Source organism: Enterobacter sp. BWH64, from assembly GCF_001037645.1.
In the GTDB taxonomy this organism is placed as follows: Bacteria; Pseudomonadota; Gammaproteobacteria; order Enterobacterales; family Enterobacteriaceae; genus Enterobacter; species Enterobacter hormaechei_C.
Window position 1 is genome coordinate 2,099,450 of sequence record NZ_KQ089922.1, and the last position, 12,695, is coordinate 2,112,144.

Here is a 12,695-nt window from a genome sequence, read left to right on the forward strand (position 1 = left end):
ATGGGAAGTGGATGGCATGAATGGCCGCTGATGATCTTCACGGTCTTTGGGCAGTGCGTGGCGGGCGGGTTTATCGTCCTTGCGCTGGCGCTGTTAAAAGGGAACCTCAATGCTGAACAGCAGCAGCGTTTGGTGTTAAGCATGTTTGGCCTGTGGGTGTTGATGGGCATTGGGTTTATCGCCTCTACGCTGCACCTGGGCTCACCGATGCGCGCGTTCAACTCCCTGAACCGCGTAGGTGCCTCTTCGCTGAGTAACGAGATTGCCAGCGGGGCAATCTTCTTTGCCGTTGGCGGGCTGGGGTGGTTACTGGCAGCGGTGAAAAAGCTGCCGTCAGGGTTACGCGCGTTGTGGCTCATCGTCACCATGGTACTGGGCGTTGTCTTCGTCTGGATGATGGTCCGGGTGTACAACACCATCGATACCGTTCCGACCTGGTACAGCGTCTGGACGCCGATGAGCTTCTTCCTGACCATGTTTATTGGCGGGCCGCTGCTGGGTTATCTGCTGCTGCGTGTGGCTGGCATTAATGGTTGGGCGATGCGCCTGCTGCCCGCGGTCTCGCTGCTGGCGCTGGTAATCAGTACCGTTGTCGCGCTCATGCAGGGAGCGGAGCTGGCGACCATTCACAGCTCTATCCAGCAGGCTTCGGCGCTGGTGCCGGATTACGGTTCGCTGATGGCCTGGCGTGTGGTGCTGCTGACGGCGGCGCTGGTGTGCTGGATTGCCCCTCAGCTTAAAGGTTACTCGCCTGCGCTGCCGTTACTGTCCCTGGCCTTTGTGCTGGTGCTGGCAGGGGAGTTAATTGGTCGCGGCGTATTTTACGGTCTGCATATGACGGTCGGTATGGCTATCGCCAGCTAATTTTAGATTTTGTTATAAAAAGCCGGGACATAGCGCCCGGCTTTTCTTTTTTCATTCATGAAATTTTTCGACTGATGTTTCGTTGTAAAAATTCCCGGAAATAAATAAAAACAAATAGATAATTAATATCAGTAGCAGGCTTTGCATTAGCAGGATGAGTTTTTTAAATCGACAAGGCGCATAACGTGCGTGACGCCTGAATCGGTGGATTGACTTTGTTTTTGCCAGTGGCATGATGCGCACGAAATCTGAACTTCCTCACGGTTTTTAATCCATGACCACCTATACCCGCCCGGTGCTTTTGTTGCTCTGTGGCCTGCTTTTGCTGACCCTGGCGATCGCGGTGTTAAACACACTCGTCCCGCTATGGCTCGCCCATGAAAACTTACCGACCTGGCAGGTGGGTATGGTTAGCTCGTCCTTTTTTACGGGCAATCTGCTGGGCACCTTATTAACGGGCAGCCTTATTAAGCGCTTTGGTTTTAACCGCAGTTATTATCTGGCGTCGCTGATCTTTGCCGTCGGCTGCGCCGGTTTAGGCCTCATGGTCGGCTTCTGGAGCTGGATGGTCTGGCGCTTTATTGCGGGCGTCGGCTGCGCCATGATCTGGGTGGTGGTTGAAAGTGCGCTAATGTGCAGCGGAACGTCCCGTAATCGCGGGCGTCTGCTGGCGGCCTATATGATGGTTTACTACGTCGGTACCGTTCTGGGACAGCTGATGGTCAGCAAACTGCCAACCGACCTGATGAGCGTGCTGCCGTGGGTGACGGGCATGGTTCTGGCGGCGATCCTGCCGCTGCTCTTTACCCGCATTGTGAATCAAAACAGCGAGCATCAGGAAGCTACCCACGTCTGGCCGATGCTGAGACTGCGCCAGGCGCGTCTGGGGGTTAACGGCTGCATTATTTCCGGGATTGTGCTGGGCTCGCTCTATGGCCTGATGCCGCTCTATCTTAACCATCAGGGCGTCAGTGATTCCGGGATCGGTTTCTGGATGGCGGTGATGGTCAGCGCGGGGATTGTCGGGCAGTGGCCGATTGGCCGCCTGGCGGACCGCTTTGGTCGTCTGCTGGTGCTGCGCGTCCAGGTTTTCGTGGTCATCATGGGCTGTCTCGCCATGCTCAGCAACGCCGCAATGGCGCCTGCGCTGTTCATTCTGGGAGCTGCGGGCTTTACGCTCTATCCGGTCGCGATGGCCTGGGCCTGTGAGAAAGTTGAGCATCACCAGTTGGTTGCAATGAACCAGGCTTTGTTGCTGAGTTACACCATCGGCAGTTTACTGGGGCCGACTTTTACCGCTATGCTCATGCAAAATTATTCTGACAATCTGCTGTTTATTATGATCGCCAGCGTGTCGTTTATTTATCTGTTAATGCTGCTGCGCAAAGTGGGCGAACATCCAACGCCAGTGGCCCATGCATGACTTATTAAAAGCCTGTCGATGACAGGCTTTTTTGTCCCTGTCACATATAAGACTTTTACTTATTGTGAGTTTTTACTGCCTGGCGATAATTCAAATGAGTTTACCACTATAAGGCAGCAATCATGTCTACTCGTCGTTTTTCCACTACCGCACTTGCCGTAGTGTTGGCTTTAACGTTTGCAACGGTTCCGGCCATGGCTAATCCAGGAAACGGGAATGGCGGTGGTTACGGAAACGGTGGCGGACAAGGTAATAGCGGCAATCATGGTAACGGGAACGCTGGTAACCATGGTAATAAACACAATAACGGTCAGGATAACCCTGGGAAATCGGATAAGAGCTTTAAAAACAGCAAAGATGTCGGTAATGATGTGGATGCTCGCGTGAGCTTCGATCATGCCCGCCATCTGGCACTGAATTACGGCTTAACAGGCTACGACTCTCTGCCTCCGGGAATTGCGAAAAACCTGGCGCGCGGTAAGCCACTGCCTCCGGGCATTGCGAAGAAAACCGTGCCAGCCGATATGCTGGGTCAGCTTCCTTCCTATCCGGGCTATGAATGGCGCGTGGTAGGTGACGACCTGGTCTTAATTGCGCTGAGTACGGCGATTGTGACTTCCGTTATTAATGGCGTCTTTAAATAGAATATAAAAAGGCCCGGTTTTCACCGGGCCTTTTCGTTAATACATGACCTTGTGGCCATACTGCTCAAGAATACCTTTGACGCGCTCCATCGTCTCTTTTTTCGGCGGCTTCACGCCATCGAGTTTGTACTCTTCACCCATCGCCACCCATTTATGTTTACCCAGTTCGTGATAGGGCAGGAGTTCAATTTTCTCCACGTTACCCATATCCCGGGTAAATTCACCCAGACGATGTGCAGAGTCATCATCATCTGACCAGCCCGGCACCACCACGTAGCGGATCCAGGTCTTGACGCCTTTATTGGCAATGTATTTGGCAAATTCCAGCGTACGGTGGTTTGAAACGCCAACCAGATTCTGGTGGATCTCATCGTTCATCTGCTTGAGATCGAGCATCACCAGATCGGTCACTTCAAGCAGTTCATCAATAACCGGATCGTAACGGCGCACAAAGCCGTTGGTGTCGAGGCAGGTATGAATGCCTTCTTTGTGGCAGGCGCGGAACCAGTCGCGCACAAATTCAGCCTGAAGAATGGCTTCACCGCCGGATGCCGTCACGCCACCGCCGGACGCGTTCATGAAGTGGCGATAGGTCACCACCTCTTTCATCAGATCCTCAACGGTGACTTCTTTACCGCCATGGGTGTCCCAGGTGTCACGGTTATGGCAGTACAGGCAGCGCATCAGGCAGCCCTGGAAGAAAGTGATAAAGCGGATCCCCGGGCCATCGACGGTGCCACAGGATTCAAAGGAGTGAATGCGACCAATAATTGACATTGCGGTGATATCTCCGAATTTGGCCCATCCGGGGGCCTATGTAGATGCACAGCTCAAAGGCTATGTCGAGTCTGTTTTGGCTGTTATCCATTAAGTATAGATAGCGGACAAAAGAGACTGATGAAGCGAGGGTGTTAAAAAGGCCCCACTTGCGTGGAGCCTTTATTGTACGCTTTTTAACGCGTGATTTCAGTCAATTCCACTTACATGGACTGAGTGAAAGTACGGGTAATAACGTCCTGCTGCTGTTCTTTCGTCAGGGAGTTAAAACGTACTGCGTAGCCAGATACGCGGATGGTCAGCTGAGGATATTTCTCAGGATGTTCCATCGCGTCGAGCAGCATTTCACGGTTCATCACGTTCACGTTCAGGTGCTGACCACCTTCGATGGACGCTTCGTGGTGGAAGTAACCATCCATCAGACCCGCCAGGTTAGTTTTACGCACTTCGTCGTCTTTACCCAGCGCGTTTGGCACGATAGAGAAGGTGTAAGAGATACCATCTTTCGCGTAAGCAAACGGCAGTTTAGCAACGGAGGTCAGAGAGGCAACCGCACCTTTCTGGTCACGACCGTGCATTGGGTTAGCACCTGGGCCGAATGGCGCGCCAGCACGACGACCGTCTGGGGTGTTACCGGTTTTCTTACCATACACAACGTTAGAGGTGATGGTCAGAACAGACTGAGTCGGGATAGCGTTACGATAGGTAGTGAGTTTCTGAATTTTCTTCATGAAACGTTCTACCAGGTCAACCGCCATGTCATCAACGCGAGCGTCGTTGTTACCAAACTGCGGATATTCGCCTTCGATTTCGAAGTCGATAGCCAGACCATCTTCGTCCCGAATTGGTTTAACTTTCGCATATTTGATTGCAGACAGGGAGTCAGCAGCAACGGACAGACCTGCGATACCACACGCCATGGTGCGAACGACGTCACGGTCGTGCAGCGCCATCAGAGAGGCTTCGTAGCTGTACTTGTCGTGCATGTAGTGGATAACGTTCAGCGCGGTCACGTACTGTTTAGCCAGCCAGTCCATGAAGTGGTCCATGCGCTCCATGACTTCGTCATAGTTCAGCACGTCGCCTTTGATCGGTTCAGACTTAGGACCAACCTGCATTTTCAGTTTTTCATCAACGCCGCCGTTGATTGCGTACAGCATGGTTTTCGCCAGGTTTGCACGCGCACCGAAGAACTGCATTTGCTTACCAACAACCATTGGACTTACGCAGCAAGCGATAGCGTAGTCATCGTTGTTGAAGTCAGGACGCATCAGGTCATCGTTCTCGTATTGCAGAGAAGAGGTGTCGATGGACACTTTAGCGGCGAATTTCTTGAAGTTCAGAGGCAGTTTTTCAGACCACAGAACGGTGATGTTCGGCTCCGGAGAAGGACCCATGGTGTACAGGGTGTTCAGGAAGCGGAAGCTGTTTTTGGTTACCAGAGTACGGCCGTCTACGCCCATACCGCCGATAGATTCGGTTGCCCAGATTGGGTCACCAGAGAACAGCTCATCATATTCTGGGGTACGCAGGAAGCGAACCATACGCAGTTTCATGACCAAGTGGTCAATCATTTCCTGAGCGTCTTGTTCGGTGATTTTGCCTGCTTTCAGGTCACGTTCGATGTACGCATCCAGGAAGGTGGATACGCGGCCGAAGGACATTGCTGCACCGTTCTGAGACTTAACAGCGGCCAGGTAGCCGAAGTAGGTCCACTGGATAGCTTCCTGAGCGTTGGTTGCAGGACCAGAGATATCGCAGCCGTATTTAGCCGCCATCTCTTTGATCTGACCCAGCGCACGGTGCTGTTCAGCGATCTCTTCACGCAGACGGATAGTCGCTTCCAGGTTTACGCCGTTTTCCAGGTCAGACTGGAGAGAGACGAACTGTGCGTATTTGTCTTTCATCAGGAAGTCGATACCGTACAGCGCAACGCGACGGTAGTCACCGATGATACGGCCACGGCCATAGGCATCTGGCAGACCGGTCAGAACGCCAGATTTACGGCAGTTCAGAATGTCTTTGGTGTAAACATCGAATACGCCCTGGTTATGGGTTTTACGGTATTCGGTGAAGATTTTTTTCAGCATTGGGTCCAGCTCGCGGTTATACGCTTTGCAGGAACCTTCAACCATTTTGATACCACCGAACGGGATGATTGCGCGTTTCAGTGGTGCTTCAGTTTGCAGACCAACGATTTTCTCAAGGGCTTTGTTGATGTAGCCAGCATCGTGAGAAGTGATGGTAGAAGCAACGGAGGTGTCAAAATCAACTGGCGCGTGAGTGCGGTTTTCCAGTTTAACGCCTTCCATTACGCTGTCCCACAGCTTGGTGGTTGCGTCAGTCGCACCAGCCAGGAAGGATTCGTCACCTTCATACGGGGTATAGTTTTTCTGAATGAAGTCACGGACGTTGACTTCATTCTGCCAGTCACCTTTCGTAAAACCTTCCCAGGCTGTGGCTAACTTTTCATTAAGCTCGGACATGTAACACCTACCTTCTTAAGTGGATTTTTTATTTACTGCCTGAGACAACCATTAATGATGATCGCCGCCACGCAGGTAAATGACCCAGTATGTCAACCCAACTAACAGACCCCCACCGATAATGTTCCCGATAGTGACGGGGATCAGGTTATCAGTAATGAAGTTCATAATAGTCAGGTGTGAAAAACTTTCCGGGGTTGAACCTACAGCAGTCCAGAACTCCGGGCTTGCAAAGTTGCGGATAACAATCCCCATCGGGATCATGAACATATTCGCAATACTGTGCTCAAAGCCGCTGGCAACAAACATCGCAACCGGCAGAACCATAATCATGGCTTTATCCATCAGGCTACGACCAGAGTAGCTCATCCAGACCGCCAGGCAGACCATCAGGTTTGCGAGGATGCCGAGAGCAACAGCTTCGATAAATGTATGGTGCATTTTGTGGTCGGCGGTTTGCAGGACGTTAAGCCCCCAGCCGCCGTTGGCGGTCATATACTCGCCAGAGAGCCACATCAACAGAACAAAGAGCAGACAGCCAATCAGGTTGCCAACGTAAACGTTGAGCCAGTTGCGCCCCAGTTGACCCCAGGTAATTCTTCCGCTGGCTTTTGCCACCACAATCAGCACCGTTGAGGTGAAGAGGTCGGCGCCGCAGATGACGCAGAGAATCAGGCCCAGTGAGAAGCAAATACCACCAATCAGTTTCGCTATGCCGAAAGGCATCCCGGCAGTGCCGGTGGTGGCTGTGATATAGAAGACGAAAGCGATGGAGATGAACACCCCAGCCGTAATGGCCAGAAAGAACGTCGTCATCGGATGTTTCGTGGCTTTGTAGACACCCGCTTCTTCGGCAACTTTCGCCATCGCAGCGGGGAGTAATAGATCAAAAGGGTTGTCAGCTTTCACACTAACTCTCTCTTTATTAAGTCGGCGACGAGATACTAACAAAGCATTATAGAAGAGAAATTGATATAGATCATATCTCGCCTGGCTTATAGGCCCGCAGTGTGTATGGTTTTACAGCAAAAGCGGAGTAAGTATTTGATTATCCGTATAAAAATAAATTTTAAAAGTTATGAAAAGAGTTGAATTTTTTCCTTCAGCCTCCCGTGGAACAGTTAATTAAAATGGAGTATTTATTATAATTAGTAACAGTAAAGCTCAGGTAAGCGTTTTTATATTTACCCGTGGTTAACTTAATTATTACAATTAAACGTCATTGCGGAAAAATAAAAAAAAAAGGGGCAATGAAATTGCCCCGTAATATAGCTCAGGCGATTGAATACGCCTACAGCCATTAATGTTATATGCGCTTATTTTGACCAGTAAGCGGCTTTTGCCTTCTGCAATTTTTCATACGCATTCAGCAGTGACTGATGCGCCGGGAAGGCTTTCAGATCGTTGTCAACCGCTTGCAGGCCGTAGAATGGTTCTTCACCGCTCAGCGCCGCGCTGGCAGCTTCAACGGCATCCGCACCGTACATACGTACAAAGGCGTTCAGATACTGCAATGGCTCGCGGTCGTCTTCCTGAGAAAGCAGGAGCAGCGTTTGCAGGCAACGGTAATAGTTAGTGCGCTCGGCGGAGAAGACGGACTGGTTAAACTCCATCGTCCACTCGGTCCAGGCCAAAGCCTGATCCAGATCGCCGCCCGCCAGCGCCAGCATCGCTTTCAGCTCGCCGATGCGCAGGGTGTACCAGCCGTTATCTTTTCCGGTCGCCAGACCCAGCAGTTCGCGCACGCGGGTGAAATCATCGTGTCCTTCTTCGTCCAGCTGGGCGATCAGGTTCAGATAATCTTCTTTATCCCACTCGCTGCCTGGCAGGGCCAGCAGGGTTTCACGCAGATGCGCGCCCATGCTGTTGTTCGCCAGCCACAGATCTTCTGCCGGATAAATGTCCGACATACCTGGCACAATAATACGGCACGCGTAAACGCCGAGGTGTTCATAGTCGGCAATGTAAACTTCCTGATCTTCCGCGTTGAAGATCGCCATCAGGGTGGCGAATTCTTCTTCCGTCGTACCGGCAAAGCTCCAGTCCACGAACGGATAGTCCGCGTCCTGTTTGAACATATCCCAGGAGATCAAACCGCTGGAGTCGATGAAGTGTGTTTCGAGGTTGGTGTGCTCGGCGACTTCTTCGTCATCAAAGGTTGGCGGAGTAAAGACATCGAGATCTTTCAGGCTACGACCTTGCAGCAGTTCGGTTACGGTACGCTCCAGCGCCACGCCGAAGTCCGGGTGCGCGCCGAAGGAGGCGAAGCAGGTGCCATTTGCCGGGTTGAACAGTACCACGCAGATAACCGGATATTTGCCGCCCAGAGAGCCGTCATAAGCAAAGATTGGGAAACCTTCTGCTTCCAGTTTGGCGATGGATTCCACCACGCCCGGGTAGCGCGCCAGCACGTCAGCCGGGATCTCCGGCAGGCTGATGGATTCAGCAATAATGCGGTTTTTGATATGACGCTCGAAAACTTCAGACAATCCCTGCACGCGCGCTTCGTTGCGGGTATTACCGGCAGACATGCCGTTAGACACATACAGGTTGCCGACGATGTTCATCGGGATATAAACGGTCTGCTCGTCAGACTGACGGGTGAACGGCAGGGCGCAGATCCCACGATCCTCATTGCCGGATTGCAGGTCGATCAACATGCTGCCGGTCAGTTCGTTTTCCGGATCGTAGAACGCGCGCAGGCGGGCATCGAGAATGCCTTCCGGCAGTTCATCGTTTTCGGTCAGCGGGAACCATTTTTCGTTCGGATAGTGAACGAACGGACCGTTGGCAATAGTTTCGCCCAGCCAGAAGTCGGCGAAGAAGTAGTTGGTGGACAGACGCTCAAAATACTCACCCAGCGCAGAGGCCAGTGCCGCTTTTTTGGTCGCGCCTTTACCGTTGGTAAAGCACAGCGCACAGTCTTTGTCGCGAATATGCACGGACCAGACGTGAGGCACCGGATTCAGCCAGGAGGCTTCTTCGATATTAAAGCCCAGGTCGGTCAGTTTCTGCTGGAAGCGAGCGATGGAATCTTCCAGAGCGGCGTCTTTGCCGGGGATAAACGTTTGAGTCATGGCGTTCACTTTTATCGTACGTAAAGCGCGCAATGATACGGGTTTTGCGTGACGGGTGCTATCTCCGGCGAAAATAAATGGCTGGACTATGCTTATAAGCAGTAACCTACTGTTAAGGCATAAAAAAATGAAAGCTTTCGATCTCCAGCGGATGGCGTTTGATAAAGTCCCTCCTGAGTTTTTAGGCGAAGTAGCGCTGCGCAGCCTGTACACCTTTGTACTCGTTTTCCTGTTTCTGAAAATCACCGGACGTCGCGGCGTGCGGCAGATGTCGCTGTTTGAAGTGCTGATCATCCTGACGCTGGGGTCGGCGGCAGGGGACGTTGCCTTTTATGACGATGTGCCGATGGTGCCGGTCTTTATCGTCTTCGTGACGCTTGCACTGCTGTACCGGCTGGTCATGTGGCTGATGTCGAAAAGTGAGAAACTGGAAGATCTGCTCGAAGGGAAGCCGGTGGTGATTGTCGAAGATGGTCAACTGGCCTGGGAGAATGTGCAAAGCGCCAATATGACGGAGTTTGAGTTCTTTATGGAACTCCGTTTGAGCAGCGTTGAGCAACTGGGGCAGGTGCGTCTGGCGATTATGGAAACGAATGGTCAAATCAGCGTCTATTACTATTTCGACGATGAGGTGAAGCCCGGCCTGTGCATCCTGCCGGATATGCTCATCGAGCGATACAAAACTGTACCTGAAGCGGGCGAGTACGCCTGCATAAAATGTAGTCATGTCGTGGTTATGCAGGCGGGCGATCATCAATTATGCCCCCGCTGTACGAATCCAGAATGGACGAAGGTTAGCCGGGCTAAACGTAACACCTGACAGCGATTTTGTCGGTTTTGTGACAACGGTACGGCAGATTGTATTGTGTGACGAGGGGCACATTTCTTCGGCCATCAGTTTTAGACATTGCGGCGCGTGTCACTGAATGATAAAACCGATATCCACAGTTATAACTTATGGCTTTTAGCGTGGTGAGGGGAAATGGCTCAAGTCTTTAATTTCAGTTCAGGTCCGGCAATGTTACCGGCAGACGTGCTCAAACAGGCTCAACAGGAGCTGTGTGACTGGAACGGTCTGGGTACGTCGGTGATGGAAGTCAGCCACCGGGGTAAAGCGTTTATTCAGGTGGCGGAAGAAGCAGAAAAGGATTTTCGCGATCTGCTGAACATTCCCTCGAACTACAAAGTATTGTTCTGTCATGGCGGTGGACGCGGCCAGTTTGCGGGTATCCCGCTCAATCTACTGGGCGACAAAACCACCGCTGATTACGTTGATGCCGGCTACTGGGCGGCCAGTGCGGTAAAAGAAGCGCACAAATATTGCACGCCGAATGTCATCGATGCCAAAGTGACCGTTGACGGTCTGCGCGCCGTGAAGCCGATGAGTGAGTGGCAGCTTTCTGACAACGCCGCGTATCTTCACTACTGCCCGAACGAAACCATCGACGGTATTGCCATTCACGAAGAGCCAGACTTTGGCGAAAATGTCATTGTGACGGCGGATCTCTCTTCAACCATTCTGTCCACCCCGCTGGATGTCAGCCGCTACGGCGTCATCTACGCGGGTGCCCAGAAAAACATCGGTCCTGCGGGTCTGACTATCGTTATTGTGCGTGAAGACCTGCTGGGGAAAGCCCATAAGTCTTGCCCGTCAATTCTGGATTACACCGTCCTGAACGACAACGATTCCATGTTCAACACCCCACCAACGTTTGCCTGGTATCTCTCCGGCCTGGTCTTCAAATGGCTGAAGCAAAAAGGCGGTGTGGCGCAGATGGATAAGATCAATCAGCAAAAGGCTGAACTGCTGTACGGCGTGATCGACAAGAGCGATTTCTACCGTAACGATGTCGCCAAAACTAACCGTTCGCGCATGAACGTGCCGTTCCAGCTGGCGGACAGCAACCTGGATAATGTGTTCCTGGAAGAGTCCTTCGCGGCGGGTCTGCATGCGCTGAAAGGCCACCGTGTGGTAGGCGGAATGCGCGCCTCTATCTATAACGCCATGCCGCTGGAGGGCGTTAAAGCCCTGACTGATTTCATGATCGACTTCGAACGTCGTCACGGTTAATTGGCTGTTTTTCACCCCCGCAGCGTTCCTGCGGGGTTTTTATTATGTTGAGTTGAGAGTTGAGTTTCATGGAATCCCTGACGTTACAACCTATCGCGCGGGTAGATGGCACCATTAATCTGCCTGGTTCAAAAAGTGTCTCGAACCGCGCTCTGCTGCTGGCAGCTCTGGCAAACGGCACCACCGTCCTCACTAATCTGCTGGACAGCGATGACGTGCGCCATATGCTCAATGCACTGAAAGCGTTGGGCGTTCAGTACGCGCTGTCTGACGATCGTACCCGTTGTGAAGTCACCGGTAACGGCGGCGCGTTACATTCTGCTGAAGCGCTGAAGCTTTTCCTGGGTAACGCCGGTACCGCGATGCGTCCTCTGGCCGCTGCGCTGTGTCTGGGGAGTAACGATATTGTGCTGACCGGTGAGCCGCGAATGAAAGAGCGTCCGATCGGCCATCTGGTGGATGCCCTGCGTCAGGGCGGCGCGCAGATTGATTATCTTGAGCAGGAAAATTACCCGCCCCTGCGTCTGCGCGGGGGATTCACTGGCGGCAATGTTGAGGTTGACGGTAGCGTTTCCAGCCAGTTCCTGACCGCGCTGCTGATGACCGCACCGCTGGCACCACAGGACACCGTCATCAGCATTAAAGGCGACCTGGTTTCTAAGCCGTACATTGATATCACCCTGCACCTGATGAACACCTTTGGTGTTGAGGTGGAAAACCAGTCTTATCAGCGTTTCGTGGTTCGCGGTGGGCAGCAGTACCAGTCGCCGGGCCACTACCTGGTTGAAGGCGATGCTTCATCCGCCTCCTATTTCCTTGCCGCAGGCGCGATTAAAGGCGGTACGGTTAAAGTGACGGGCATTGGCCGCAACAGCGTGCAGGGCGATATCCGTTTTGCTGACGTGCTGGAAAAAATGGGCGCGGTGGTGACCTGGGGCGATGACTTCATCTCCTGCACCCACGGTGAGCTGAACGCCATCGATATGGATATGAACCATATTCCGGATGCGGCGATGACCATTGCCACCGCTGCGCTGTTTGCGAAAGGCACCACCACGCTGCGAAACATTTACAACTGGCGTGTGAAAGAGACGGACCGCCTGTTCGCGATGGCAACCGAGCTGCGTAAAGTGGGGGCCGAGGTAGAAGAGGGCGAAGACTACATTCGCGTCACGCCGCCGGCAAAACTGCAATTTGCAGAAATTGGTACCTACAACGATCACCGCATGGCGATGTGTTTCTCGCTGGTGGCGTTGTCAGATACGCCAGTCACTATCCTTGATCCGAAGTGTACGGCAAAAACGTTCCCGGACTACTTCGAACAGCTGGCGCGCATTAGCACCCTGGCCTGAT

10 protein-coding genes are annotated in these 12,695 nt (G+C 52.6%); 6 read left to right on the top strand and 4 right to left on the bottom strand.

All coding sequences use genetic code 11. The features are described 5' to 3' along the window. From SK50_RS09905 to SK50_RS09915, 3 genes are all read left to right on the top strand, one after another. Complete coding sequence (locus SK50_RS09905) at positions 1-864, top strand: dimethyl sulfoxide reductase anchor subunit family protein (protein ID WP_017693703.1); 864 nt, start codon at positions 1-3, stop codon at positions 862-864. Positions 865-1,138: 274 nt separating this feature from the next. Beyond that, positions 1,139-2,287, top strand: coding sequence for an MFS transporter (locus SK50_RS09910; protein WP_003858254.1), 1,149 nt, complete (start codon positions 1,139-1,141; stop codon positions 2,285-2,287). Between the two features lie 122 nt (positions 2,288-2,409). Beyond that, the gene (locus SK50_RS09915) at positions 2,410-2,931 is read left to right on the top strand and encodes an anti-virulence regulator CigR family protein (RefSeq protein ID WP_017693702.1); all 522 of its coding nucleotides are present in this window, start codon (positions 2,410-2,412) and stop codon (positions 2,929-2,931) included. A 36-nt stretch (positions 2,932-2,967) separates the two neighbouring features. Here SK50_RS09915 and pflA read toward each other — a convergent pair whose 3' ends face one another. From pflA to ycaO, 4 genes are all read right to left on the bottom strand, one after another. Next, entirely contained in the window at positions 2,968-3,708 is a 741-nt protein-coding gene (gene pflA / locus SK50_RS09920; protein WP_003858250.1) for a pyruvate formate lyase 1-activating protein, read from the bottom strand. Between the two features lie 203 nt (positions 3,709-3,911). Then, positions 3,912-6,194: a formate C-acetyltransferase gene (pflB, locus tag SK50_RS09925; protein WP_015570975.1), complete on the bottom strand. Its 2,283-nt coding sequence runs from the start codon at positions 6,192-6,194 to the stop codon at positions 3,912-3,914. A 51-nt stretch (positions 6,195-6,245) separates the two neighbouring features. After that, on the bottom strand, positions 6,246-7,103 hold the full coding sequence (focA, locus tag SK50_RS23835; protein WP_017384832.1) for a formate transporter FocA: 858 nt from the start codon (positions 7,101-7,103) through the stop codon (positions 6,246-6,248). Between the two features lie 407 nt (positions 7,104-7,510). Continuing rightward, positions 7,511-9,271, bottom strand: coding sequence for a 30S ribosomal protein S12 methylthiotransferase accessory factor YcaO (gene ycaO, locus SK50_RS09935; protein WP_015570974.1), 1,761 nt, complete (start codon positions 9,269-9,271; stop codon positions 7,511-7,513). A 127-nt stretch (positions 9,272-9,398) separates the two neighbouring features. Between ycaO and SK50_RS09940 the strand changes: the two genes are divergently transcribed. From SK50_RS09940 to aroA, 3 genes are all read left to right on the top strand, one after another. Next, positions 9,399-10,091 (top strand): DUF421 domain-containing protein, encoded by a 693-nt coding sequence (locus tag SK50_RS09940; protein WP_048229346.1) that lies wholly within the window; start codon positions 9,399-9,401, stop codon positions 10,089-10,091. A 162-nt stretch (positions 10,092-10,253) separates the two neighbouring features. Further along, complete coding sequence (gene serC, locus SK50_RS09945) at positions 10,254-11,342, top strand: 3-phosphoserine/phosphohydroxythreonine transaminase (RefSeq protein WP_017384829.1); 1,089 nt, start codon at positions 10,254-10,256, stop codon at positions 11,340-11,342. A gap of 68 nt (positions 11,343-11,410) precedes the next feature. Further along, the gene (gene aroA, locus SK50_RS09950) at positions 11,411-12,694 is read left to right on the top strand and encodes a 3-phosphoshikimate 1-carboxyvinyltransferase (RefSeq protein ID WP_017693699.1); all 1,284 of its coding nucleotides are present in this window, start codon (positions 11,411-11,413) and stop codon (positions 12,692-12,694) included. The last annotated feature ends 1 nt before the right edge of the window (position 12,695 follow it).

Bases quoted from the DNA above. Each gene is read 5' to 3' on its own strand.
- SK50_RS09940 (WP_048229346.1), top strand. From the start codon at position 9,399: ATGAAAGCTTTCGATCTCCAGCGGATGGCGTTTGATAAAGTCCCTCCT.
- serC (WP_017384829.1), top strand. From the start codon at position 10,254: ATGGCTCAAGTCTTTAATTTCAGTTCAGGTCCGGCAATGTTACCGGCA.
- SK50_RS09915 (WP_017693702.1), top strand. From the start codon at position 2,410: ATGTCTACTCGTCGTTTTTCCACTACCGCACTTGCCGTAGTGTTGGCT.
- pflA (WP_003858250.1), bottom strand. From the start codon at position 3,708: ATGTCAATTATTGGTCGCATTCACTCCTTTGAATCCTGTGGCACCGTC.
- ycaO (WP_015570974.1), bottom strand. From the start codon at position 9,271: ATGACTCAAACGTTTATCCCCGGCAAAGACGCCGCTCTGGAAGATTCC.
- SK50_RS09905 (WP_017693703.1), top strand. From the start codon at position 1: ATGGGAAGTGGATGGCATGAATGGCCGCTGATGATCTTCACGGTCTTT.
- SK50_RS09910 (WP_003858254.1), top strand. From the start codon at position 1,139: ATGACCACCTATACCCGCCCGGTGCTTTTGTTGCTCTGTGGCCTGCTT.
- aroA (WP_017693699.1), top strand. From the start codon at position 11,411: ATGGAATCCCTGACGTTACAACCTATCGCGCGGGTAGATGGCACCATT.
- pflB (WP_015570975.1), bottom strand. From the start codon at position 6,194: ATGTCCGAGCTTAATGAAAAGTTAGCCACAGCCTGGGAAGGTTTTACG.